This is a genomic window from Parvibaculum sp. (genome assembly GCF_002684405.1).
GTDB lineage: Bacteria > Pseudomonadota > Alphaproteobacteria > Parvibaculales > Parvibaculaceae > Parvibaculum.
This window is the reverse complement of record NZ_NYVD01000103.1, coordinates 13907-37059: the sequence shown is the minus strand read 5'-3', so window position 1 is coordinate 37059 and position 23153 is coordinate 13907. Positions and strand designations below refer to the sequence as shown.

The following is a 23153-nucleotide window of genomic DNA, read 5'->3' as shown; positions in this document are numbered from 1 at the left end:
GGCTGGACCGCGCCGACCTGGCCCAAGGAATATGGCGGTGGCGGCCTCTCCAAGGACGAGAACAAGATTCTCCAGCAGGAACTTCGCCGCATCAAGGCGCGCCCGGCGCTGATGAGCTTCGGCATCTGGATGCTTGGCCCGGCGCTGCTCGAATTCGCGAATGAAGAGCAGAAGAAGAAGTACCTGCCGCCCATCGTGCGCGGCGAAATCCGCTGGTGCCAGGGCTACTCCGAGCCGGGCGCGGGCTCCGACCTCGCCGGCCTCCAGACCAAATGCGAAGACAAGGGCGACCACTACCTCGTCAACGGCCAGAAGATCTGGACCTCCTATGCCGACAAGGCCGACTGGATTTTCGCTCTCGTCCGCACGGACAGCTCCAAGAAGCATGAAGGCATTTCCTTCCTGCTGATCGACATGGCGAGCGAAGGCGTGGAAGCACGTCCCATCACCATGATCTCCGGCGCCTCGCCCTTCTGCGAGACCTTCTTCACCGATGTGAAGGTGCCCAAGGACCATCTGGTGGGCGAACTCAACAAGGGCTGGACCATCGCCAAGCGCCTGCTCCAGCACGAACGCGAAATGATTTCCGGCATGGGCCTTGGCGGCTCGCTGGCCGGCGGCGGACTGGGCGGCCTCGATCAGGTGGCCAAGGAATATTACGGCGAAGTCGACGGCAAGGTGGCAAGCCCGGCTCTGCGCGAGCATATCGCCCAGCAGAAGATGGACGGCCGCGCGTTCTCGCTCACCCTGCAGCGCTCCGTGGAAGAGGCAAAGGCCGGTCACGGACCCGGCGCTGCTTCCTCGATCTTCAAATATTACGGCACGGAACTGAACAAGCGCCGCTATGAGCTGCTGCTGGAACTTCTCGGCACGCAAGGTCTCGGCTGGGAGGGAGAAGGCTTCACCCCGGAGGAACTCGGCGTGACGCGAAGCTGGCTGCGGTCCAAGGGCAATTCGATTGAGGGCGGTACTTCCGAAGTACAGCTCAACGTCGTGTCCAAGCGCGTGCTCGGACTGCCGAGCTGACATTCGGCTTTCCTCAAAAATCAGAAAATTCAGTCCCGAGGACGATAACAAATGGCATTGGTACTCACCGAGGAGCAGCAACTGCTCCGCGACACGGCAACTCAGTTCTTTCAGGAGCGCGTCGGCATCCAGAACCTGCGCAAGCTGCGCGACGAGAAGGATGACACAGGCTTCGACCGCGCGATCTGGAAGGAAATGGCCGATCTCGGCTTTGCCGGCATCATGATTTCCGAAAAATACGGCGGCACCGAATTCGGGCCCGTGGGCCTCGGCCTCGTGCTGGAACAGGCAGGCCGTGTGCTGGCGGCAACCCCGCTCGTTTCGACCGTGCTCCTCTGCGGCAGCGCGATACAGCTCGCCGGCAGCGCCAATCAGCGGCAGGAACTCCTCACCGCCATCGCCGCGGGCGACCGCATCATGGCGCTGGCGCTGGAGGAAGGACCGCATCACAACCCCACCCGCATCGCCACCAAAGCCGAAGCACGCGGCGACAGCTATGCGATCTCGGGCAGCAAGACATTCGTGCTGGACGGCCATGTCGCCGACCAGCTCATCGTCGCGGCACGCACCAGTGGAAAGGAAAACGATAGCGCAGGCATCACCCTGTTCCTCGTCGACCGGAACGCGCCGGGCGTCAAGATCACCCGCACCCATATGGTGGACAACCGCAACGCGGCGAATATCGAGTTCGACAATGTGGAAGTCTCCGAAAGCGCCGTGCTCGGGTCGCCGGATGGCGGCTATGACGTGCTCGAACAGGTGCTCGACATTGGCCGTATCGGCCTGTCCGCCGAAATGATGGGCCTGGTGCAGCAGGTCTTCGACACGACGGTCGAATATCTGAAGGAGCGCAAGCAGTTCGGTGTGCCGATCGGCTCCTTCCAGGCGCTGCAGCATCGCATCTCGCATCTTTTCGCCGAGCTCGAAATCTGCCGCTCGGTCGTTCTCGATGCGCTGACCGCGGTGGAGGAACGCCGCAACGACGTGCCGCAGATCGCCAGCCTCGCCAAAGCGCGGTTGTCGGACACGGCCCGCGTCATGACCAATGAAGGCCTGCAGATGCATGGCGGCATGGGCATGACCGACCAGTTCGATGTCGGCCTCTTCATGAAGCGGGCCCGCGTGGCGGCCGCCACTCTGGGCGACGCCAATTTCCACCGCGACCGCTACGCCACGCTTGACGGCTTCTGATCGCCGCAGGCTCACGCTGTAACTTGACCTGCCGCCATTCTCCGGGCTTCTTAAGGCACTGGAGGTGGCGGCAGATGCGTTTTGGCAGGTGGTTTTGGGCCCTTTGGGCGGTTCCGGCGATGGTATTCTGGGCTGCAACGCCCGCTGCCGCGCATCCCCATGTCTGGATCGACATGAAAGTCGGCATCGTCACGAATGCCGACCGGCAACTGGAAGCGCTTCGCATCCACTGGACCTTCGACGAATTCTATTCCGCCTTCGCGCTGGACGGCATCAAGAAGGATGAGAACGGCCACTATCCGCAAAAGGTTCTGGACGAACTGGCCCAGGTCAATCTGACCAATCTGAAGGAAGTGGACTTCTTTACCGAGATAACGGCGAACGGAAAGAAGCTCGCTTTGGCGGCCGCAAAAGACCCGGAATCGAGCTGGAATGAAAAACAGGGCCGGCTGACGCTCACCTTCACCCTGCCGCTGAAAACACCTCACGCGGCACCTGTTCAGTTCCGCATCTACGATCCGAGTTATTACATCTCCATCGACTATCCCGAAAAAGGGCGCGGCATCGAATTCCTCAATGGACCGCATAGGGACTGCAAGATTTCGGTGGTGACGCCCGATGTCGAAAATGTCTGGCTGAACCTGCCCGAAGCCGCCTTCACCGGGAACAACGCAACCGTCGGCCAGGGCTTTGGCGCCCATTTCGCCTCGACGGCAACGCTCGCCTGTAAAAAGGGCTAAAGCAATGCGTCACCTCGCCATCGCCCTGTTTGTACTGTCGGTCCTTTTCGCTGTCGGGCACGCCACCCCCGCATCGGCAGAGAGCCCCTTCCAGGCACCGCCCGGCGCGCCCTCGCAATCGGCCGCACCCGCCAAAAGCGGCACCGGCGACTGGTTCGGCAGGGTCACAAGCTGGGCCATTGCACAGCAGCAGGTCTATTACCGCAAGCTCGCGGGCGCGCTGCGTAACTTCAAGCTGCAGGGCTCCGCCGCCGCCACATGGACACTCGTCACCCTCTCCTTCTTCTACGGCATCTTCCATGCCGTGGGGCCGGGCCATGGCAAGGTGGTCGTCACCTCCTACCTCCTCGCCGATGAGCGCGATGTGAGACGCGGTGTCCTGCTCGCCTTTCTCGCCGCTTTCATGCAGGCGGTGACGGCGATCGTGCTGGTCGGCGTGCTTGCCCTGATACTGGGCTTCACCATGCGCGCGACGGCCAATGCGATTCCCTATGTCGAGGGGGCAAGTTTCGTTCTGATCATAGGGATGGGCCTCTGGGTCATCTGGCGCGGCCTCTCCCGCCTGCGCGGCAAGGGGCACCACCATGCCCATTCCCACGATCACGAGCATCATCATGACCATAGCCATGAAGGCGAGGCTTGCGGCCACGCCCATATGCCCGCCCCCGCCGATCTCAGAAAGACGGAATCCCTCGCGGAAATGGCGGGCATGATCCTCGCGGTCGGCCTGCGCCCCTGTTCGGGCGCCATTCTGGTGCTTCTTTTCGCCCTCACCCAGAGCGCCTTCCTGGCAGGCGCGCTGTCTGCCTTCACCATGTCGCTCGGCACCGCTATCACCGTTTCCTCGCTTGCCGTAGCGGCGGTCTCCTCGCGCGGCGTTGCCCTGCGCTTCGCCTCCGGCATGGACAATCGCTGGACCCGCTATCTGGAGGTCGCGCTCATGCTGCTAGGTGGAACGATCATCCTCGCCTTCGGATTCCTCCTCCTCGCCGCCCTTCTGACCCAACCGGCGACCCCCTTCATCTGACGTTGGGACAAGGGCGCGGGCCTATCGACATCCGCGTCCCCCCGCCCCATACTGCGCCCAAACGAGCGCCGCCTGAGACGGCGCCCCCGCCGGTAGACCGAATGAGCAAGAGAGAACTATGGCTGACGACACCAAGACCGACCTGCCCGAACGTATTACCGTTCTCGCCCGCGACTTCACGCCTGCGGCTATGGAATTTCACCGCCGCAACATGAGCGAGAAGGGCTACCGGATGGAAGGCCAGATCGTTCAGCGCAAGTTCCAGATGATCGAGGGCATGGAAGCGCCCAAGGATCTGTTCGAGGGCGAGCTGTTCTACGCTGTGACATTTGTGCGAAAGAACGTCGAAAGCTGAGACACGGCGATTCGCGACAGAATGGCCGACGCGCTGCCCCACCCCGGGCGGCGCGTTTTGCTATTGCGTCCGGCTCCTGACACAACGCTGGCAACAGGCAGACGCATTTCTGCGCATTTTCAGCGATATCGGCGGGAGAGGCTTGATCCCGCTCTGGTAATCGGGGCTCACCGCACTATGTGGAGACGAATGGGAACGCGAGTGCCTCTCACGCGAATTTGACAGCGGGGGCGGGCAACGCGAGTCTATGGTCAAGTCGCTCACGCAGCGTGATGTCACGCGCGAGCAGGAAACGCAAAGACGACGGGCAGACAAAGAGGAGCCCAGATGTCCGAAACGGCAACGCTCGGCGACGACGCCGCTGCGCATAACAAACGGGAAACCGCCAGCGCCCTGGGGCATGCCTATGCCCGTGTCCGGCAGCGCACCGAAGAGCTGACCGCGCCCCTCTCCGCCGAGGACCAGACCATCCAGTCCATGACCGATGCGAGCCCGGCCAAATGGCACAGGGCGCACACGACATGGTTCTTCGAAACCTTTCTGCTGGTGCCCCATGCGCCGGGCTATGAGGTTTTCGATCCCGACTACAACTTCCTCTTCAACTCCTATTACGAAGCCGTCGGCGAACGGCATGCGCGCCCGCGCCGCGGCATGATCACACGCCCCGGGATCGCCGAGATCGCCGCCTATCGCGCCCATGTGGACGCCGCGATGCAGGCTTTCATCGCCACATGCGACAGCGCCCTCCACCCCCTGATCGAGCTCGGCCTCAATCATGAAGAGCAGCATCAGGAACTGATCGTCACCGACATCAAGCACGCCTTTGCGGAAAATCCGACCTTTCCGGTCTACGCATCCGACAGCAACGCCGAGCGCGTGGAAAAGGCTGCTCCCAAACTCAACTGGTTCGAAATCGAAGGCGGCATCTACCGGATCGGCCATGAGGGCGATGGCTTTGCCTATGACAACGAGACCCCCGCCCACGAGACCCTGTTGCAGGACATGCGCATCGCCTCGCGCCCGGTCAGCACCGGCGAATATCTCGACTTCATCGCCGATGGCGGCTACGAGCGGCCCGAATTCTGGCTGTCCGACGGCTGGACGACCGTGCAGGCCGAAGGCTGGCAGGCCCCGCTCTACTGGCACCGCGACGGCAATCTCTGGATGACCTACACGCTGTACGGCCTCCAGCCCGTGCGCGAATGCGAACCCGTCACCCATGTGAGCTATTACGAAGCCAACGCCTTTGCCGCATGGGCGGAAAAACGGCTGCCCACCGAAATGGAGCGGGAAGTCGCGGCGCGCCTGCATGGCGAAAAAGACGAGCTTGCCCCGCAGGCCGGCATCCATCCGCGCCCGCTGGCGCCGGGCTTTACCCAGGATGTGTGGGAATGGACGGAAAGCGCCTACCTTCCCTATCCCGGCTTCAAGCCCGCCAAGGGCGCTGTCGGCGAATATAACGGCAAGTTCATGGTCAACCAGATGGTGCTGCGCGGACGCTCCTGCGCCACGCCGCCCGGCCATCAACGTATTTCCTATCGCAATTTCTTTCCGGCCTCAGCCCGCTGGCAGTTCAGCGGCTTCAGGCTCGCCGAGGATAACTGACATGAACTCGACCGCCCCGCTCCTGGAAACCCTTCAGGATATGGAACCCGCGCGCGACGATTTCCTCGGCAGCGTTGTCGAGGGATTGAACGCGCCGCAAAAACACCTGCACTGCAAGTTTCTCTATGACGAGGAAGGCTCGCATCTCTTCGACGATATTTGCGAGCTCCCGGAATATTATCCGACCCGCACCGAGATCGGCATTCTCGAGAGTCATGCGCCCGACATCGCAAGCGTCATCGGTCCGCGGGCCCAGATCGTCGAGTTCGGGTCCGGCGCAGGCATCAAGATCCGCCTGCTGCTTTCCGCCCTGACCGACCCGGTCGCCTATATGCCCGTGGAAATTTCACGCGAGCATTTGCTGGCGGCCTCTGCGAACCTCGCCAGCGATTTTCCGGCGCTGCGTATCGCCCCTGTCTGCGCAGACTACACGCAGCCCTTCACCCTGCCCGACCTGGAAAGCGAAACGCCTGCCAATATCGCAGGCTTCTTCCCCGGCTCGACCATCGGCAATTTCACCCGCGACGAAGCGGTGAAGTTCCTGGCGCTGACACGCCGCCTGCTCGGCCGCGACGCCACGATGATCATCGGGATCGATCTGGTGAAGGACATCGACACATTGCGCGCCGCCTACAACGACACAAAGGGCGTGACGGCTGCGTTCAACCTGAATTTCCTGAAGCGGATCAATCGCGAACTGGACGCCGATTTCGACCTCGCAGCATTCGAGCACGATGCGCGCTGGAACCCCGAGCTGGAGCGCATCGAGATGCATCTCGTCTCGAAGACGGATCAGACGGTCACCATCGGCGAAAACCGCTTCGCCTTCCGCAAGGGCGAAACCATCCATACCGAAAGCTCTCACAAATACCGCATCAAGGGCTTCCGCGCGCTGGCACGCGAAGCGGGCTATGAACCCGAGCGCGTATGGACAGACGAACGGAACTATTTCAGCGTCCACGCCCTTCGCGCGGTCTGACCGGCCTCACGCCTCGTCTACCGCCTTGTTGAGCATCTCGCGGACTTTGCCCGCCACCGAGGCAAGCTGGTCGTTGCCGACACCGGACATGGAAACAACCGGATCAATGGCGGCGATCTCCGACTTGCCGTCGCCGGCTGCGCGCACGATCACATTGCAGGGCAGCATGGTGCCGATCTTGTCTTCGAGCGACAGCGCCTCGAATGCCATCACAGGATTGCAGGCGCCCAGAATGCGATAATCGCCCATCTCCTTGCCGAGCTTCTTCTTCATCGTCGCCGCGACATCCACTTCGGTCAGAACGCCGAACCCCTGAGCGGCAAGGCTCTGCTTGATCCGCGCTTCCGCCTCGTCGACAGAGGCATCGACGATCCGGCTGTGATAGTAGGACATGGCCTCACTCCTTGATTTAGGTATTCCTGATATAAAACCGGGAATGTGACTGAATTTGGAAGACGCCGGTTACTTCGCACAATTGATGCAGGTCGGAATGGTCGGGTCGGCCTTCAGCCGTTTCTCCGAAATCTCATCGCCGCAGGTCACGCAATATCCGTACTCGCCTTCATCGATCCGCCTGATGGCGGATTCGATACGCATGACTTCCTGTTTGCGGCGCTGTTCGGACGCCTGAGCCATGGCCTGCATCTGCATCGCATCCATGCGAGACAGGCGCCCCACCGATTGCTGGTCGAGCGCGACCGGCTTGCGGTCGTCGGCCGAGGTCTCGCTGCTCGTGCGCAAGGTCTCGAGCTTTGCCGCAAGCTGCGCCCGCAAGGCCGCCAGCTCCTCGTCTGTCATGGCGCGATCACTCATTCGTGAAGTCTCGCATATTCGTTTGTCCCCCGCACCCCGTCTGCGCCAACATGCGGCCAGCAACAAAGGACACGCCATGATCACGCTGCACCATCTCAACAATTCCCGCTCCCAGCGCATTCTCTGGCTGCTGGAAGAGCTCGGCCTCGACTACGACATCGCGCTTTACCAGCGTGACAGCGAAACGCAGCTTGCACCGCCGGAACTCAAAGCCGTGCACCCGCTCGGCAAGTCGCCCGTCATCACCGATGGCGAACGCACCGTGGCGGAATCGGGCGCCATCATCGACTATCTCGTCCGGACCCATGGCAATGGCCGTTTCCGCCCGGCACCCGACAGCGAAGACTTCCTCGACTACGAGCACTGGCTGCACTTCGCGGAAGGCTCCGCCATGCTGCCCTTCCTGATGGGGCTTTATGCGGGCCGTCTGGGCGAGGCGGCCGAGCCGCTCTGGCCGCGCATCTTTTCGGAGATGGACAATCATCTGAGCTATATGGAAAACGCACTCAAGGACCGCGCCTATTTCGTCGGCGACGATCTCACCGGCGCGGACGTTCAGCTCACCTTCGTGCTGGAGGCGGCCGACGCGAACGGGCTTCTCGACAATTATCCAAACCTGAAGCGCTACCTCGCCGCCATGCAGGCCCGCGACGCCTATCGCCGGGCAATCGAGCGCGGCGGCCCCTATGCGCTCGGGACCCGGAGCTGATCACATAAGGAAGTGGTGGAAGCCGAAGAAGATGGCGAGAATCATGGAGGCGGAGACGGCAAGCGAAACGACGCAGAGCAACGTCCCCGCCGCCACGATCAGCCCGTCATGTTCCACCAGCCCTACGCCCACGATGAAGAAGCACACGGCCGGAAGCCATCCGCTGAAAGGGATCGGAACGCATAGATTGAAGGCGGTGATAACGTAGAGTACGCCGACGATACGTTCGCCCGGGCCTTCGAAAAACCAGAGCACCCGCCGTCGCGTCATACGCGACAACACCCGCGCAATGGGCAGGACATAGAGTGCCCCGGCCCGCCACTTCTTGCGGCCGAACGACCGGTTGGTGATGAAGTCCGGCAGCCAGAGAATCTCGCGCCCCAGCGCCATCTGCACGGAAACGAAAACGAGCGGAAGCCCTAAAAGCAGGTTCGACCCCGGCGGCAGCGGCAGCATGTTCAAAAGCCCACCCATGACGAAGCCCCAGCCGAAGCTGCGATCGCCGAGCGAAGCAAGAATATCTCCGAATGTGCTCTCGTCCGGGCGCTTGCGTGTGCCGACCTGTGCCAGGCCCCGAAGCGTTCCGCTGCGTCTTTTTTTCATGTCCGCGCCGTTATACCCGACGCCCGTTAAAGGTACGTCAGCAAGGCGTTTAACACGTTTGATTGCGCCCCGTCACCGCAGGATTGCCCCAACCCGCCAAAGACCATGAAAAACGGGCCGGCAATAGCCGACCCGTTTCGGGACATTACGGTAATGTCAGGCCAAAGCCACGATCAAAGCGGGTGGACCTTCACCGGAAGCGTCTCATACCCCTTCACGAAGCTCGACAGGATGCGCCTGGGCTCACCCACAACTTCGACCTTCTTGAAGCGCTTCAGGATCTCTTCCCAGATGATGCGAAGCTGCATCTCGGCCAGACGGTTGCCCACGCAGCGGTGGATGCCGTAGCCGAAGGACATGTGCTGGCGCGCCCGCGGACGGTCGATGATGAACTCGTCCGGACGGTCGATGACCTCGCCGTCCCGGTTGCCCGAGACGTACCACATGATGACCTTGTCGCCCTTCTTGATCTGCTTGCCGCCAAGCTCGGTATCTTCAAGCGCGGTACGGCGCATATGGGCAAGCGGCGTCTGCCAGCGGATGATTTCCGAAACCATGTTCGGGATCAGCTCCGGGTTTTCCAGCAGCTTCTTGTATTCGCCGGGGTTCTGGTTGAGCGCCAGCACGCCGCCGGAGATGGAGTTCCGGGTCGTGTCGTTGCCGCCTACGATGAGCAGGATCAGATTGCCGAGATACTCCATCTTGTCCATGTTCCGCGTGGACTCGCCGTGCGCCAGCATGGAGATCAGATCGCTGCCCGGCTCGGAGTTGACGCGCTCGTTCCACAGCCCGATGAAATATTCAGCGCATTCCAGAAGCTCCGCCTGGCGGGCTTCTTCGGATTCCACAAGGCCGGAATTGAGGTCGGCCGTCGCCACGTCGGACCAGCGCGTCAGCTTGCGGCGATCCTCGAACGGGAAGTCGAACAGCGTCGCGAGCATCTGCGTCGTCAGTTCGATCGACACACGGTCGACCCAGTTGAATTCTTCATTGTGCGGCAGCCCGTCGAGAATCTTGCCCGCGCGCTCGCGGATCAGACCTTCCATCTTCGCCAGATTGTCCGGCGCCACGATGGGGCTCACAACCTTGCGCTGCTCGTCATGCTTGGGCGGGTCCATCGCGATGAACATCGGCAGGACGAAGTCTTCCAGCTGATCGCGAATGGTGATGCTGCCTTCGGACGAAAAGATCTGGTGATGGGTGTCGACATGCATGATGTCGCGATATTTCGTCACCGACCAATAGGGGCCGTTCTCGCTCTCGGCGCAGAAATGCACCGGGTCTTCCTTGCGCAGGCGCTCGAAATATTTCCAGTGCGCATCCTGCCGGAAAAGCTCGCCCTGCGAGACGTCGATCTTGTCGAGCGGCAGCGAATAGGGATCGGGAATACCCGGCGCAATTTCATTGGCCGAACTCGTGCTGATATCGACGGCAGCTTCGCTCATTCGTTTCCTCCGGTGCCTGAACGCTGCGCCGCTGGCTTCGTGCCAGTTCTCCGCTGCGTTAGCCTATTCAAGTGTGTAGTCAAGATACGCAAAATATACAAGAAAATGACGCCGGTGTCAGCAATTGATTATTGGCGAGAATCCGCCACTTTCCGCAGCGCACCCCCGCCCTGTCCGGCAGGACAAGTCCCTGTACACGGTTGGTTGTGTGAAAGAGAGGAAACTCAGTCGGCGGCCTGGATTTTGCCCGGCCAGAGCACGCGGCTCATTTCCGCAGCGAGTTCGCGCTGATCGATGGGCTTGGCCACATAGCCATCGGCGCCTGCATTGATATAGCGCGCGCGGTCGCCGGTCATGGCATCCGCCGTCAGAATGACGGTCGGGATGGCCGACCACACTTCCCCGGCGGCCCTTATCTCGCGCACCGCATCGATCCCGTCCACCCGGCGCATATGCGCGTCGAGCAGCACAATGTCGAACTCGTCCTTGCGCAGAGCATCCAGCACTTCATCGCCATCCGAAATCTCGGTGACGATGGCACCGTGGGGCTCCAGAAACAGACGCACCAGTTTCCTGTTCAGGGGGTGGTCGTCGGCGATGAGGACACGCAACCCGTCCCGCCACCCGTTTTCGGTGGCAAGCTCTCCATTCCCCGCCTCCCCTTCGGCGGGATGCGCGGCCATGGCCACTTCTTCCGCCACCAATGTCAGCGTGAAGAGCGATCCTTTTCCCGGTGTGCTGACAACCGTCACCTCCCCGCCCATCAGTTCGGCAAGCTGCCTGGTGATCGCAAGCCCGAGCCCCGTCCCTCCATAGGTCTGGCCGATAGACGCATCCGCCTGTGAAAAGGGCTGGAAGAGGCGGCCGATCGTCTCCTCATCCATGCCGATGCCGGTATCGCTCACGGCAATGGCAATCCGCCACATACCGCTTTCTTCCAGAGGCTGCGCGGAAACCCGCAAGCCGACCTCGCCCTTACCGGTGAATTTGATCGCATTGGAAAGTAGGTTGGACACGCATTGCCGGATGCGGATCGGATCGAACATCAGCCGCAACGGCACATTCTCATCGATGGATGAGGTCAGCGATATACCCTTTTCCTGAGCGCGCGGGGTCCAGATCCGCATCATGCGATGGATAACGACATTGATGTCTTTTTCCACCGGCGCGATCTCGAAACGTCCCGCCTCGATCTTCGACAGGTCGAGCAGATCGTTCAGCATCGCCATCAGCACCTGACCGGAATCGAGTATGGCAGCGACCTGTTCGCGCTGCTCGTCTTCGAGCTTCGCCGACCCGAGTATCTGCGCCATGCCCAGCATGGCGTTAAGCGGCGTCCGGATTTCATGGCTGATATTGGCGAGGAAAGTCGTCTTCGCCTTGCTGGCGGCCTCCGCCGCCTTGCGCGCTGCCTGCAGTTCCCGCTCGCGCTCGCGCAGTTCGGTGACATCGGCGCCCACCGCCACACGCCGCCCGTCCTTCAGATCGCGATAGGTGACCTTCACGATACGGCCACCGGATGTCTGAAGTTCCACAGGCTTGCCGCTTTCGAGCGTAGACACAATCTCTTCGCTCAGCGCCCGGCAGTCGTCGTCGTCGATATCGGGATAGACCGACCGCACCCCCGCCATTGTCGCGTCCAGATAGGTCGCACCGCGCTCCAGAGCATCGACTGTCGGCGCGAAATCCTCTTTGGACCGGTCGGTCGCAAAAAGAACGCGATAATCGGAATCGTAGATGAGGAATCCATCCGGCAATTCGCTTGCCGCTTCCGCGATAAGCGAATTCAGCTCGGCAACCGACATGTTTGTGGTGCGCCGTGTCATCAACTGAATCTCCTTCCCTGGCGCGAACCCTAGCCGATCCGGGTTAACCCCACGTAAAGCATGGGTTTTCTGCCTGTCTCGCACCGAATCGGGCCATCGGCCTATAGTCGCCGACATGACAAAGCCCTGGTTTCTCTATCTTCTTGAGTGCACCGGCGACCGCCTCTACACAGGCATCACCGTGGATGTGGAGGCCCGCTTCCGCGCGCATCGCGAAGGGCGTGGCGCCAAGTTCACCCGCGCCTACCGGCCGGTGCGCATATTGATGACGCAGCGCTACGAAACACGCTCGGAAGCCTCGCGAGCCGAATATGCGGTGAAACGCCTCACGCCCGAGGCCAAGAGAAACCTCGCCCGCCAGAACGCTTACCAGGGAAGCAGCCCATGTCCGGAAACGGAAAAGAAATCCCGGCCGACGCGGAAACGCGCATCGCCAACCTCGAAATCCGGCTGAGCCATCAGGACCGGACCGTCGAGGAACTGAACGAAACCATCATCCGTCAGTGGCACGAAATCGATGTGCTGAAACGCAAGCTCGGCCTGCTCCAGGAACGCATGGAATCGGTCGAACGCGACAACAGCAAGCCCGCCGGCCATGAGCCGCCGCCGCCACATTATTGAACGGGCTAGAAGCGCACCGCCAGCCCGTCGAAATGATGTCGGAGATAGGACAGCAGGGTCAGCACGAACATCGTCATGCCCGCAATCTCGAGGCCCTCTTCGATGATGAAGCAGACGACATAGCGGATGCCATGCTCCCCTATGACCCCGGCAACCATCTCCATCCCCAATGCGCCGGCCACATAAACACCGCCGCAGACGAAAAACATAAGACCAAAGGGACGGGGCAAGGCTCGAAGGAAGCGCGCATAAACCAGCGCGAAGAGAGAGACCAGAATCAATCCCGGCACAACCCAGGCGAAATAGAACACGCCCGTCAGATGAAACTGGTTGCGCAGCGGTTCTATCGCGAGCTCATGGACGCTCGTCTCCTCATCGAGCGAAAGCCCGATAAAGACGATGGCGAGCACAACCCAATATCCCACCATGCCGCGCCCACTACGCGCCTTCAGCCTGGCGATGACGGACATCAATCCGGCGGCAAGAACCATCAATGTCGCACTGTACCAGGCCCCGAGACACATCTCCGCGTCGAGCGCGATATGCCGCATATCCTGAAACACGGTCTCGACGCCGTAATGGGCAACGAACCATTCCCGGAAAATGCCGAGCAGAATGACGGTTGCGGAAGCGGCAACGAGCCCTTTGCGCAGGAGGCGCAAATCGAAACCCGGGCCGAGAGCCTCGGAAAAGCCGCGGGCCCGGGAAAAACTGCCGTCATATGTACCGGTCTGGGACATTCTGCTTCCATTCGAAGGGCATCCACCCCGAACGAAGCAACTTTTCAGCCAGCGTAGGGCTAGGCCGCTTCCCGTTCACTTGTGGCCATTTCGGCCTTGTAGCGTTCCTGCATGACCCGGGTCGTCTCCCCGGCACCATCCGGAGACCAGCCCGGCGGCTGGAACAGATAGCCGCCGACCTCGCGCAGAGACCGTGCACGCAGAAGATCGCGGCCTATGGCGATCCACTCGTGAAAGGTTGCCTTGATCGGATTCCAGGTATCGAGCTGATGGCGGATGCCGAAGACCGGCTCCTCTTCTTCGCGCTCGAACGTGCCGAACAGCCTGTCCCAGATGATGAGGGTGCCCGCGTAGTTCCGATCGCAATACTGGATATTGCTCGCATGATGCACGCGATGATGCGACGGCGTGTTGAACACCCATTCCAGCGGCCCGAGCTTGCCGATGAAGCGGGTGTGGATCCAGTACTGATAGAGATGGTTGAGCGAGACGAGCGCCACCGCCATCACCGGATGAATGCCGATGAGCACCGCCGGGATCAGAAAGAACGGTTCTATCCAGGCTTCCACGAAGGAACTCCTGAGTGCCGTGCCGCCATTGAAATGCTGACTGGAGTGATGGTTTACATGCGCCGCCCAACCCAACCGCACCTCATGAATGACGCGGTGATAGGCGTAAAACAGAAAATCGACAATTACATAAGCGGCCAGAATGAGCCCGGCGCTCGACGTCCAGTCCATCTGGACGAAGGCGAATTGCTGCACCCAGAACAGCATCGCCAGCATGATCCCCGCCGACAGCGCGATGCTGGCCGCATAGGCCAACCCCATCGTCACGGAGCAGAGACTGTCCCTGGCATTGTAGTAGGGCCGCCCCATTATCAGCGTCAAAAGCAGCTCCGCGCCCAGAAAGGCCAGCAGAAAACCGAGCTGGTCCACATCCCTGATTGCCAGCAGTCCTTGCAGAAATTCCAGCATGACGATCCTCCATATCCCTGTTTTGCAAAACATATGTTACGCGAACTCTTTTTGCAAAACATTTGTTGTGCGTAAGAGGAGGAAGCCCTAACCTGCCGCCATGCCGAAGCTGATAGATCACGATCTGCGCCGCCGGGAACTCGTGGAAGCGAGCTGGCAGGTCATCGCCGATGAGGGGCTGGAAGCGCTCACCATGCGCAAGGTGGCAGCGGCGGCCGGCTGCACCACGGGCCGCATCACCCATTATTTCGAGAACCGGGAAGAGCTGGTGCTGGCGGCATTGAGAGCCGTCTACGATGCCGCCGGGGAACGCATGGCAGAGGCGGCAAAGAGCACCCTGCCCCCCGCCGAAAAACTGCTGCTCCATCTGGAAGAGACGCTGCCGCTCGACGCGAAGCGTCTCAGGGAATGGAAGGTCTGGATCGCCTTCTGGAGCGCGGCGGCGAGCAACCCGGAGCTTGCGGCCGAAAACGACCGAAGCCATCAACTCTGGCGCAAATCGCTCGTTCCGCTGATCGAGGCACTGGCGCCCGGGACGGACGCTGCCCGCGAAGCCGACATCCTTTCCGGCATCGCGGACGGACTCGGCCTTCAGGCCGCCGTCAATTTCACCCCGGCCAACCGGGCGCGCGCCCGCGACACGCTCGCCGCCTGTGTCGCGCGCCTCAGCCAGCGAAACTGAGCGTCAGCTCTTCAGCCGTTCGATACCCAGCGCCTTCAGCACGACGCGCTCATAGCCCGGCTCGCCGGAGCCCGAACGCACCTTGTGCAGGAAATATTTCTCGAAACCGACCTTGGCGAGATGCACCCAATAGCCTTCGCCCGACCAGTTGACGTTACGCGGCGGGATTTGCGGCAACGCCACGAAGGCCACGCCGCTATCGCCGAAATCGGCCAGGCAGACGGCATTGAGCGTCGGCCGGTCGGTCGGCTCGCGACCTTCGATCTGGTGCTGGATGTTACGCCCTACGGCGGCCACCATGGACTCGATCATGTAGCCCGTCTTGGGCACGCCTACCGGTACCGGCGTCTGCTCGACCGGCGGAATGGCGACGCACACGCCCACCGCATAGACGTTCTTGAAGGTCGGATTGCGCTGATACTCGTCCACCAGCACGAAACCGCGCGGATTGCACAGGCCTTCGATGCCCTTGCCCGTCTCGTCCATCATGCAGTTCACGCCGCGGAAGCCGGGAATGAACATGTTGAGCTTGCTCGGCAGCGTGTGACGCTTCTTCTCCGTGCCGTCGTCATTGACCTCGACGACTTCCACGGCCTCCGGCGTGACGCGCTCCACCTTCGCATTGGTGATCCATTTGATGTCGCGGTCGCGCATCAGGGATTCCAGCTGCGATTTCGTGTCGCCGACGCCACCCAGACCGAGATGCCCGATATAGGGCTCGGAGGTGACGAAAGTCAGCGGTACCTTGTCGCGGATCTTCCGCTTGCGCAGATCCGCATTGGCGATCAGCGCGAATTCATAGGCCGGACCGAAACAGGATGCGCCCTGCACCGAACCCACCACCATCGGGCCGGGATCCTCGCAAAAGGCGTCCCATTTCTCGTTCATCTCTTCCGCATGGTCGACATGGCAGATGGACGAAGAATGCCCCTGGGGACCGAGCCCTTCGATCTCGTCGAAAGCAAGGTCGGGACCGGTCGCGATCACCAGATAGTCATACTCAAGGTCGCTGCCGTCGCCGAGGACGAGCTTGTTTTCAGACGCGACGACCCTGGTCGCGCCGGCGGCATTGAACTTGATGCCATATTTGCCGAGCGTTTCCGGCAGATGGACCTTGATGTCCTTCGCCTCGCGCCAGCCCACCGACACCCATGGATTGGACGGCACGAAATGGAACCATTCGGTATTGGAAACGACTGTAATATCGGCCTTGCGACCGACAACGCTGCGTAACTCATAGGCCATGGCGATACCGCCAATGCCGCCGCCGAGTACCACGATCCGGCTCATGAAAATTTCCTCCGCAATGGCGGCTGAGCGCCGCTCGTTAATTCATCGAACGAATAAGAAAGGCGGCAGCGTCCGAGGGGGGAGACGCCGCCGCCTCGCCGGACGTCAGGAGAAGGCAACGCCCGGACGCACCCCAAGCCGCTTCAGCACCAGCGCGGCGGGACAGAACCCCGTGAAAGAGGCTTGAATGAGATTGAGGCCGACAAAGACAGTCAGAAGCAGCCAGTATTCGCTGTGGAAATGCGCCAGCGCGAGGCTGAGCAGAACCATAAATCCGGCAAAGGCCATCACAGCACGATCGAGCGACATATCCAAACCCTCCGTTTGAGCGGCTGTTTTTGATCTATGCCAGCGCTAAACACGCGACATTGAGCTACGTCATTAATGTCGCCTTTCGCGTCGCCGAACTCGCGGCTGGCTCTTGTAATTTAGTTATTACTTATATATTGGTCAACTGATATTCGCCCAGGGAGAAAACCGCATGACCAATCGCCCTCATCGCAGGCCCGCCCGCCTCGGCCTGATGCTGACCGCGTTCGCACTTGCCCTCGTCTCGGCAGCCGCCCTGCCCGCCAACCCGGCGGATGCGGCATCGGATACGGCCGCGGCGGACACGGCTATTGTGCGCCAGGTGACGCTGGACGACCGCAAGGCGGTCGTCGCCACGGTGGAACCCAAGCACGACCTGGTGGCGCGGACCCGGATCGCCGGCACCATCGCATCCCTGAGCGTGCGCGAAGGCGACCTCGTCAAGGCCGGCGATGAAATCGCTCTGGTCACGGATGAGAAGCTCGCCCTTCAGATGCAGGGGCTGGAGCAGCGCGTGGAGGCACGCAAGGCAGAACTCACCAAGGCGCAGCTCGACTATCAGCGCGCCGCGAAGCTGCGCAAGTCCGGCACGGTGGCGCAGGCCTATCTCGACAACGCACGGACCGCGCTGCGGGTTGCCGAACGCAATCTGGAGGCCGCCCGCTCCGACCGTGAAGTCGTGAATCAGCAAAGCGAGGAAGGCGCCGTACTCGCACCCGGCGATGGCCGCATCCTGACCGTGCCGCTGCAAGGCGGCAGCGTCGTGATGGCTGGCGAAACCGTCGCCACGCTCGCCGTCGACGACTACATTCTCCGCCTGCAACTCCCCGAGCGTCATGCGCGCTTCCTGAAGGCGGGCGACACCATCCTTGTCGGCACGCGCGGCATGGACCCCGATCCGGGCAAAGAGGTGCGCGAGGGCCAGGTGACACTCGTCTATCCTGAAATCCGGGATGGCCGCGTGATCGCAGACGTCTCGGTCAAAGACCTTGGTGACTATTTCGTCGGCGAACGCACCCGCGTCTGGGTCGCCACCGGCAGGCGTCAGGCGCTCATCCTGCCCGAGCGTTTCGTCTATCGCCGCTTCGGCGTCAGCTATGTCACGCTGGCCGACGGTACGGAAGTCGTGGTGCAGGTCGGCGAGCCCGCGGGCACCGCCCCCACCGGCGCAACGGGCGAAAAGGAAATCGAAATCCTTGCCGGGCTGAAGGCCGGGGACAAGGTGACGATGCCGCAGCTCTCCGCCGCTAATGACGAGACGGGTGAGCGCTCATGAAGCTTGGTATCTCCGGGACGCTGACACGCACTTTCATTCAGTCGCCGCTGACGCCACTCCTGCTCATCGCCTCGCTGGTGGTGGGCAGCGTTGCGCTCATCTCGCTGCCGCGCGAGGAGGAGCCGCAGATCAGCGTGCCGATGATCGACATCATGGTCTCCACCAACGGCTATCGCGCCCGCGACGCGGTGGAACTCATCACCAAACCGCTGGAAGACATCGTCAAGGGGATCAACGGGGTGGAGCACACCTACTCCACCACCCAGGACGACAATGTGCTGGTGACGGCGCGTTTCCTCGTCGGCACCGATCAGGATACGGCGCTGCTGCGTGTGCATGAAAAGATCCGCGCCAATATCGACAGGCTTCCCAAGGGCATTCCCGAGCCGTTCATCGTCGGCCGCGGCATCAATGACGTCGCCATCGTGACGCTGACCCTGACGCCGAAACCGGACGCGGCGAACCGCTGGACCGACAACGGCCTGCACCAGATTGCCCGCGAGCTGCAGCATGAGCTGATGAAGGTCGACAATGTCGGCCTCACCTACATCGTCGGCGGCAGCCCCAACCAGATCCGCATCGAGCCCGACCCCGAACGGCTTTCGCTTTACGGGATCACGCTCAACCAGCTCGTGGACAAGGTGCAGAACGCCAACCGCACCATGAATGCGGGCGCCTTTACCCAGCTCGACATCACCACCCAGGTGACCGCGGGCGAGAGCCTGCAGGGTGTGCCCGATATCGGCAATCTCCTGCTCACTTCGCGCGACGGACGCCCCGTCTACGTGAAAGACGTCGCCGATATCGTGGTGGGATCGAGCCAAAGCGATCACCGCGCCTGGCAATTGACGGTGGCCAAGCCCCAAGAGGATGGCAAGACGGAAAGCAGCGAGACGGGAAACGACAAAACGGAGCTGACCAGCCGCCCCGCCGTTACCATCGCCTTTGCCAAACGCAAGGGCGCCAACGCCGTGACCGTTGCGCATGACCTGTTGCAGCGGCTGGACGTGCTGCAAACGCGCCTCATCCCCGGCGATGTAGAAGTGCATGTCACCCGCGACTATGGCGAGACGGCGACGGAAAAGGCCAATGAGCTTCTCTTCCACCTCGCGCTTGCCACTGTCTCCATCGTGATCCTCATCACGCTGGCGATCGGCTGGCGCGAGGGCGCGGTGGTCTTCGTCATCATTCCGACCACTATCCTGCTCACGCTCTTCGCATCATGGATGATGGGCTACACCATCAACCGCGTGAGCCTTTTCGCGCTCATCTTTTCCATCGGCATCCTTGTGGACGACGCCATCGTGGTGGTGGAGAACATCATCCGCCACTGGAAGATGCGGGGCCAGAAGACGCTGGTGCAGTCGGCCATCGAAGCCGTGGCCGAAGTCGGCAATCCGACCATCATCGCAACGCTCACCATCATCGCAGCACTCCTGCCCATGATGTTCGTCAGCGGCATGATGGGCCCCTATATGAGCCCCATCCCGGCCAACGCCTCCATGGCGATGATCTTCTCCTTCTTCGTGGCGGTGATCATCACACCATGGCTCTTGCTGAAGATCGCGGGCAAGCGCTTTGAACATGTGCATGAGGCGCCTGAGGCAGCTGACGTCGAAGCGCATCACGACCTCGGCAGGTTGGAAAAACTTTATCTGCGCATTTCACGCCCATTGCTGCGCGAGCGGAAAACGGCCAAACGCTTCGTGATCATTGTCGGCCTGCTGACGGCGGCCGTCTGTGTGCTCTTCGTAACGAAGAGCGTGACGGTGAAACTCCTGCCCTTCGACAACAAGTCGGAACTGCAGGTGGTCGTCGATCTGCCCGAAGGCTCCACGCTGGAAGAGACGGACCGTTTCCTTCATGCCGCCGCCGACAAGCTGAAGGACCTGCCGGAACTCACCTCCATTCAGGCCTATGCGGGCACGGCAGCGCCCTTCAACTTCAACGGGCTGGTGCGCCACTACTACATGCGCAACAGACCCGAACAGGGCGATTTGCAGGTCAATCTGCTGCCCAAGGGCGAGCGCTCACGCGAAAGCCATGAGATCGCACTCGATGTGCGTCAGCGGCTGGCAAGTCTCCCTCACCCCAAGGGCACCTATATCCGCGTGGTGGAAGTGCCGCCCGGACCGCCCGTTCTGGCAACGCTGCTCGCCGAGGTCTATGGGCCCACCGAGCAGGCGCGCCGCGATGCCGCCCGAAAGGTCCTGAACGCTTTCCGGGAAGTGCCCTTCGTGCGCGACATCGACACGACCTTCCATGAACCCGGTCCGCGCCTGCGCTTCATCATCGATCAGGAGAAGCTGGAGTTTTACGGCGTCGAGCAGCAGGCGGTCTACGACACCATCGCCACCATCGTCGGCGGCACGCAGATCGGTTTCTCGCAGCGCGGCCATGGCGCCAAGCCTTACGAGATCGTGCTGCAATTGCCGAAAGCGGCACAGTTCATGGGAGAGCGCATCCTCTCCACGCCGCTGCCCGCGGGCGGCACCACACGCACCGGCAAGAATGTCGAGCTGGGCGACGTCGTGACCCTGAAGACCGAGCGCGGCTCCTATCCGCTGTTCCGCCACAATGGTCGCTTTGCCGAAATGGTCATGGCGGAAGTCGCCGGCGAATATGAAGCGCCCATCTACGGCATGTTCGCCGTGGAGGACCGGATCGACGCGATGGACTGGGGCAAGGACGACCCGCCCGCCATCTCGTTCCACGGGCAGCCGCTGGATGAATCCACCACCACCCTGCTCTGGGACGGCGAATGGGAAGTGACCTACATCACCTTCCGCGATATGGGCGCGGCCTTCGCGGTGGCGATCCTCGGCATCTATCTGCTGGTGGTCGGCCAGTTCGGCTCGTTCAAGCTGCCGCTCGTCATCCTCGTGCCCGTGCCTTTGACGCTGATAGGCATCGTGCTTGGCCACTGGCTCTTCCATGCGGCTTTCACCGCAACCTCGATGATCGGCTTCATCGCACTGGCAGGCATCATCGTGCGAAACTCGATCCTGCTGGTGGATTTCATCCGCCATCGACAGGCGGCGGGCTCGGTGCTGCGCGAAGCCCTGCTGGAAGCAGGTGCGATCCGCTTCAAGCCCATCGTGCTTACCGCGGGCGCGGCCATGATCGGCGCCGCCTTCATCATGACCGACCCGATCTTCCAGGGACTGGCGATTTCGATGGTCTTCGGCCTCGCCTCATCCACCGCGCTGACGATCCTCGTCATCCCGGCCATCTATGTCTGGCTGCGCGATGACGGCAAGGGCTTCGGCAAAATGGAAGAATGAATGGAACAGCTGCCTGAGGGATAACCCTCAGGCAGCGTCCACCGCGTGCGCGCCGCCGCATTCAGCGCGCTCGAACGGTAGCTCGAACCAGAAGAGAGCCCCCTCGCCCTCGCGCCCCGTGGCGCCGATTTCGCCATCCATCAGCGAGACGAGCTTGGAGCAGATGGCGAGACCAAGTCCCGTGCCGCCGAAATTCTTCGACACCGCGCTGTTGGCCTGAACGAAGGGCCGGAAAAGCTTGCGGGCGACATCGTCCGAAAACCCGATCCCCGTATCCGCCACCTCAAACCGTATTTTCACTTTCTTGCTGTCGGAGGACACGATGAAAGCGTTCAACGACACGCGGCCGCCTTCCGGCGTGAACTTCACGGCGTTGGAAATGAGATTGGAAAGGATCTGGCGCAGCCGGCCCTCGTCCCCGAGAACGATGAGCCCGTCCAGCGTTTCGTAATGGCTGTCGAATTCGACCTGCTTGTCGCCGGCACGGCGCGCCCAGAAGCTCATGCTTTCCATGAAGTCGTCGAGCCGCAGCCGCTCGCGCTCCAGCTCGATACGGTCGGCTTCCATCTTCGAAAAATCGAGCACATCGTCCAGGATCGACAGCAGATTATGCGAGGCGCTGCGAATATACCCTCCATATTCGCGCGTCTTTTCATCCTCGCTCCCGTTTGCCAGCAGGTCCGAAAATCCGACGACCGCATTCATCGGCGTCCGGATTTCATGGCTCATCATGGCAAGGAAGGAGGATTTGACGCGGTTGGCTTCCTCCGCGCGATCGCGCTCGCGTTCCGCTTCCACCTTTGCCTTCGACAGTTCATGCACCAGAAGCTGTTTCTCACGGACATGTCTCTCGTTTTCGATGATGTTGCTGAACAGATCGTGGCGAATGTTCATCTGCGACACGGAAAGCGAGACCACGCCGGCAACAAGAAGACCGAAGAAAACGAAATCGATGCCCGCCCAATGATACTGCGCGGCAAAAGGCGGGATCACGAAACCGACCAGCGCGATCGACGCGGCCAGAATTGCGTGTTTAGGCTGCAAAGGCGGATCGGCGCACATGGTCGCGATCTGCGTGGCGGCAAGACATGCCACCAGAAATGTCTGCTTGAAACCGGGGGCAAAAAGCGCCGCGATCAGCGGCAGCAGAAGCATCAGGTAGATGACGCCAACATAGATTGCGAGTTCGCGCAGGTGCACTTCGAGATCGATCGTCTCGATCTCGCGCTTGATCGTCTTGCGCCATTCCCGCGCCGCGAGTTCGATGATGGCCGGCACCAGCCCCGACGCCAGCGCGGCCGATAAATTGCCCCAGGCATCCCATCCGACATAGCCGATAAGGAGCGGATAGTACGGGAAACGGAGCAGAAACAAACGGTCCTGGAACTCGATCCAGCTTAGGAGATAACGCCGTAGAATGGCGTCCTCGTCAGTTGTCATAGAGCTGCCCCGTTTCACTCTGGCCATGCCGGAGTATGAGGAGGCTCCCTTTAAGCCGGGATAACCAGGATCGTTCGAATTTTAACGAATCCGGGCAAGCGGGCCGATGCAGTAAATTTAGGGTTACGAAGAACTGCTCCGGTCTCGACCATCGCAAATATATGCCGCCGCTAAACCGGTGTTATCGTTCCGTAAATTCGTTCAGAAACGATAAA

General features: G+C 61.4%; 23 protein-coding genes. 13 read left to right on the top strand and 10 right to left on the bottom strand.

Translation table 11 applies throughout. The features are described from left to right. The 7 genes from CMI59_RS09335 to egtD all read left to right on the top strand — a co-directional run. Nucleotides 1–1026: acyl-CoA dehydrogenase family protein (locus tag CMI59_RS09335; RefSeq protein WP_293327621.1), on the top strand; the 1026-nt coding region annotated here is incomplete at its 5' end. A 51-nt stretch (nucleotides 1027–1077) separates the two neighbouring features. Beyond that, the gene (locus CMI59_RS09330) at nucleotides 1078–2217 is read left to right on the top strand and encodes an acyl-CoA dehydrogenase family protein (RefSeq protein WP_293327618.1); all 1140 of its coding nucleotides are present in this window, start codon (nucleotides 1078–1080) and stop codon (nucleotides 2215–2217) included. Between the two features lie 119 nt (nucleotides 2218–2336). Further along, entirely contained in the window at nucleotides 2337–2957 is a 621-nt protein-coding gene (locus CMI59_RS09325) for a DUF1007 family protein (RefSeq protein ID WP_293327616.1), read from the top strand. Nucleotides 2958–2961: 4 nt separating this feature from the next. After that, nucleotides 2962–3984 (top strand): nickel/cobalt transporter, encoded by a 1023-nt coding sequence (locus tag CMI59_RS09320; RefSeq protein WP_293327614.1) that lies wholly within the window; start codon nucleotides 2962–2964, stop codon nucleotides 3982–3984. 118 nt (nucleotides 3985–4102) lie between these two features. Beyond that, on the top strand, nucleotides 4103–4339 hold the full coding sequence (locus CMI59_RS09315) for an AMP nucleosidase (RefSeq protein WP_293327611.1): 237 nt from the start codon (nucleotides 4103–4105) through the stop codon (nucleotides 4337–4339). Nucleotides 4340–4666: 327 nt separating this feature from the next. Next, nucleotides 4667–5944, top strand: coding sequence for an ergothioneine biosynthesis protein EgtB (gene egtB, locus CMI59_RS09310; RefSeq protein WP_293327608.1), 1278 nt, complete (start codon nucleotides 4667–4669; stop codon nucleotides 5942–5944). 1 nt (nucleotide 5945) lies between these two features. Next, the gene (gene egtD, locus CMI59_RS09305) at nucleotides 5946–6923 is read left to right on the top strand and encodes an L-histidine N(alpha)-methyltransferase (RefSeq protein WP_293327606.1); all 978 of its coding nucleotides are present in this window, start codon (nucleotides 5946–5948) and stop codon (nucleotides 6921–6923) included. A gap of 6 nt (nucleotides 6924–6929) precedes the next feature. On the opposite strand, the gene CMI59_RS09300 is transcribed toward egtD, so the two are convergent. Then, complete coding sequence (locus tag CMI59_RS09300; protein ID WP_293327604.1) at nucleotides 6930–7316, bottom strand: DUF302 domain-containing protein; 387 nt, start codon at nucleotides 7314–7316, stop codon at nucleotides 6930–6932. Between the two features lie 69 nt (nucleotides 7317–7385). After that, entirely contained in the window at nucleotides 7386–7736 is a 351-nt protein-coding gene (locus tag CMI59_RS09295) for a TraR/DksA C4-type zinc finger protein (protein WP_293327602.1), read from the bottom strand. Between the two features lie 76 nt (nucleotides 7737–7812). Here CMI59_RS09295 and CMI59_RS09290 point away from each other — a divergent pair, with 76 nt between their 5' ends. Then, nucleotides 7813–8445 carry a glutathione S-transferase gene (locus CMI59_RS09290; RefSeq protein WP_293327599.1) on the top strand — a complete coding sequence of 211 codons (633 nt, stop codon included), beginning with the start codon at nucleotides 7813–7815 and terminating at the stop codon, nucleotides 8443–8445. On the opposite strand, the gene CMI59_RS09285 is transcribed toward CMI59_RS09290, so the two are convergent. From CMI59_RS09285 to CMI59_RS09275, 3 genes are all read right to left on the bottom strand, one after another. Then, nucleotides 8446–9048, bottom strand: coding sequence for an exopolysaccharide biosynthesis protein (locus CMI59_RS09285; protein ID WP_293327596.1), 603 nt, complete (start codon nucleotides 9046–9048; stop codon nucleotides 8446–8448). It abuts the gene before it with no gap. Between the two features lie 173 nt (nucleotides 9049–9221). Then, entirely contained in the window at nucleotides 9222–10493 is a 1272-nt protein-coding gene (locus CMI59_RS09280) for a cytochrome P450 (protein WP_293327593.1), read from the bottom strand. Nucleotides 10494–10717: 224 nt separating this feature from the next. Further along, nucleotides 10718–12319, bottom strand: a complete 1602-nt coding sequence (locus CMI59_RS09275) for an ATP-binding protein (RefSeq protein WP_293327590.1) — start codon at nucleotides 12317–12319, stop codon at nucleotides 10718–10720. Between the two features lie 115 nt (nucleotides 12320–12434). Here CMI59_RS09275 and CMI59_RS09270 point away from each other — a divergent pair, with 115 nt between their 5' ends. Both CMI59_RS09270 and CMI59_RS09265 read left to right on the top strand, forming a co-directional pair. After that, complete coding sequence (locus CMI59_RS09270) at nucleotides 12435–12773, top strand: GIY-YIG nuclease family protein (RefSeq protein WP_293327589.1); 339 nt, start codon at nucleotides 12435–12437, stop codon at nucleotides 12771–12773. Continuing rightward, nucleotides 12704–12940, top strand: a complete 237-nt coding sequence (locus CMI59_RS09265; RefSeq protein ID WP_293327588.1) for a SlyX family protein — start codon at nucleotides 12704–12706, stop codon at nucleotides 12938–12940. Before CMI59_RS09270 ends, CMI59_RS09265 begins: the two co-directional genes overlap by 70 nt. A gap of 5 nt (nucleotides 12941–12945) precedes the next feature. On the opposite strand, the gene CMI59_RS09260 is transcribed toward CMI59_RS09265, so the two are convergent. Further along, a complete protein-coding gene (locus CMI59_RS09260; RefSeq protein WP_293327585.1) occupies nucleotides 12946–13680 on the bottom strand; it encodes a hypothetical protein in 735 nt (244 codons plus the stop codon). Between the two features lie 59 nt (nucleotides 13681–13739). Next, nucleotides 13740–14657 carry a sterol desaturase family protein gene (locus CMI59_RS09255; RefSeq protein ID WP_293327582.1) on the bottom strand — a complete coding sequence of 306 codons (918 nt, stop codon included), beginning with the start codon at nucleotides 14655–14657 and terminating at the stop codon, nucleotides 13740–13742. A gap of 100 nt (nucleotides 14658–14757) precedes the next feature. Here CMI59_RS09255 and CMI59_RS09250 point away from each other — a divergent pair, with 100 nt between their 5' ends. Next, nucleotides 14758–15339, top strand: coding sequence for a TetR family transcriptional regulator C-terminal domain-containing protein (locus CMI59_RS09250; RefSeq protein WP_293327579.1), 582 nt, complete (start codon nucleotides 14758–14760; stop codon nucleotides 15337–15339). Between the two features lie 3 nt (nucleotides 15340–15342). On the opposite strand, the gene CMI59_RS09245 is transcribed toward CMI59_RS09250, so the two are convergent. Both CMI59_RS09245 and CMI59_RS09240 read right to left on the bottom strand, forming a co-directional pair. Then, on the bottom strand, nucleotides 15343–16629 hold the full coding sequence (locus tag CMI59_RS09245; RefSeq protein WP_293327576.1) for an FAD/NAD(P)-binding oxidoreductase: 1287 nt from the start codon (nucleotides 16627–16629) through the stop codon (nucleotides 15343–15345). 105 nt (nucleotides 16630–16734) lie between these two features. Beyond that, complete coding sequence (locus CMI59_RS09240; RefSeq protein ID WP_293327573.1) at nucleotides 16735–16938, bottom strand: DUF2892 domain-containing protein; 204 nt, start codon at nucleotides 16936–16938, stop codon at nucleotides 16735–16737. 172 nt (nucleotides 16939–17110) lie between these two features. Here CMI59_RS09240 and CMI59_RS09235 point away from each other — a divergent pair, with 172 nt between their 5' ends. Together CMI59_RS09235 and CMI59_RS09230 are read left to right on the top strand one after the other, a co-directional pair. Beyond that, nucleotides 17111–18214: an efflux RND transporter periplasmic adaptor subunit gene (locus tag CMI59_RS09235; RefSeq protein WP_293327570.1), complete on the top strand. Its 1104-nt coding sequence runs from the start codon at nucleotides 17111–17113 to the stop codon at nucleotides 18212–18214. Beyond that, complete coding sequence (locus tag CMI59_RS09230; RefSeq protein ID WP_293327567.1) at nucleotides 18211–21498, top strand: efflux RND transporter permease subunit; 3288 nt, start codon at nucleotides 18211–18213, stop codon at nucleotides 21496–21498. Before CMI59_RS09235 ends, CMI59_RS09230 begins: the two co-directional genes overlap by 4 nt. Nucleotides 21499–21525: 27 nt before the next feature. Here CMI59_RS09230 and CMI59_RS09225 read toward each other — a convergent pair whose 3' ends face one another. Then, entirely contained in the window at nucleotides 21526–22938 is a 1413-nt protein-coding gene (locus tag CMI59_RS09225) for an ATP-binding protein (protein WP_293327564.1), read from the bottom strand. Nucleotides 22939–23153: the final 215 nt, after the last annotated feature.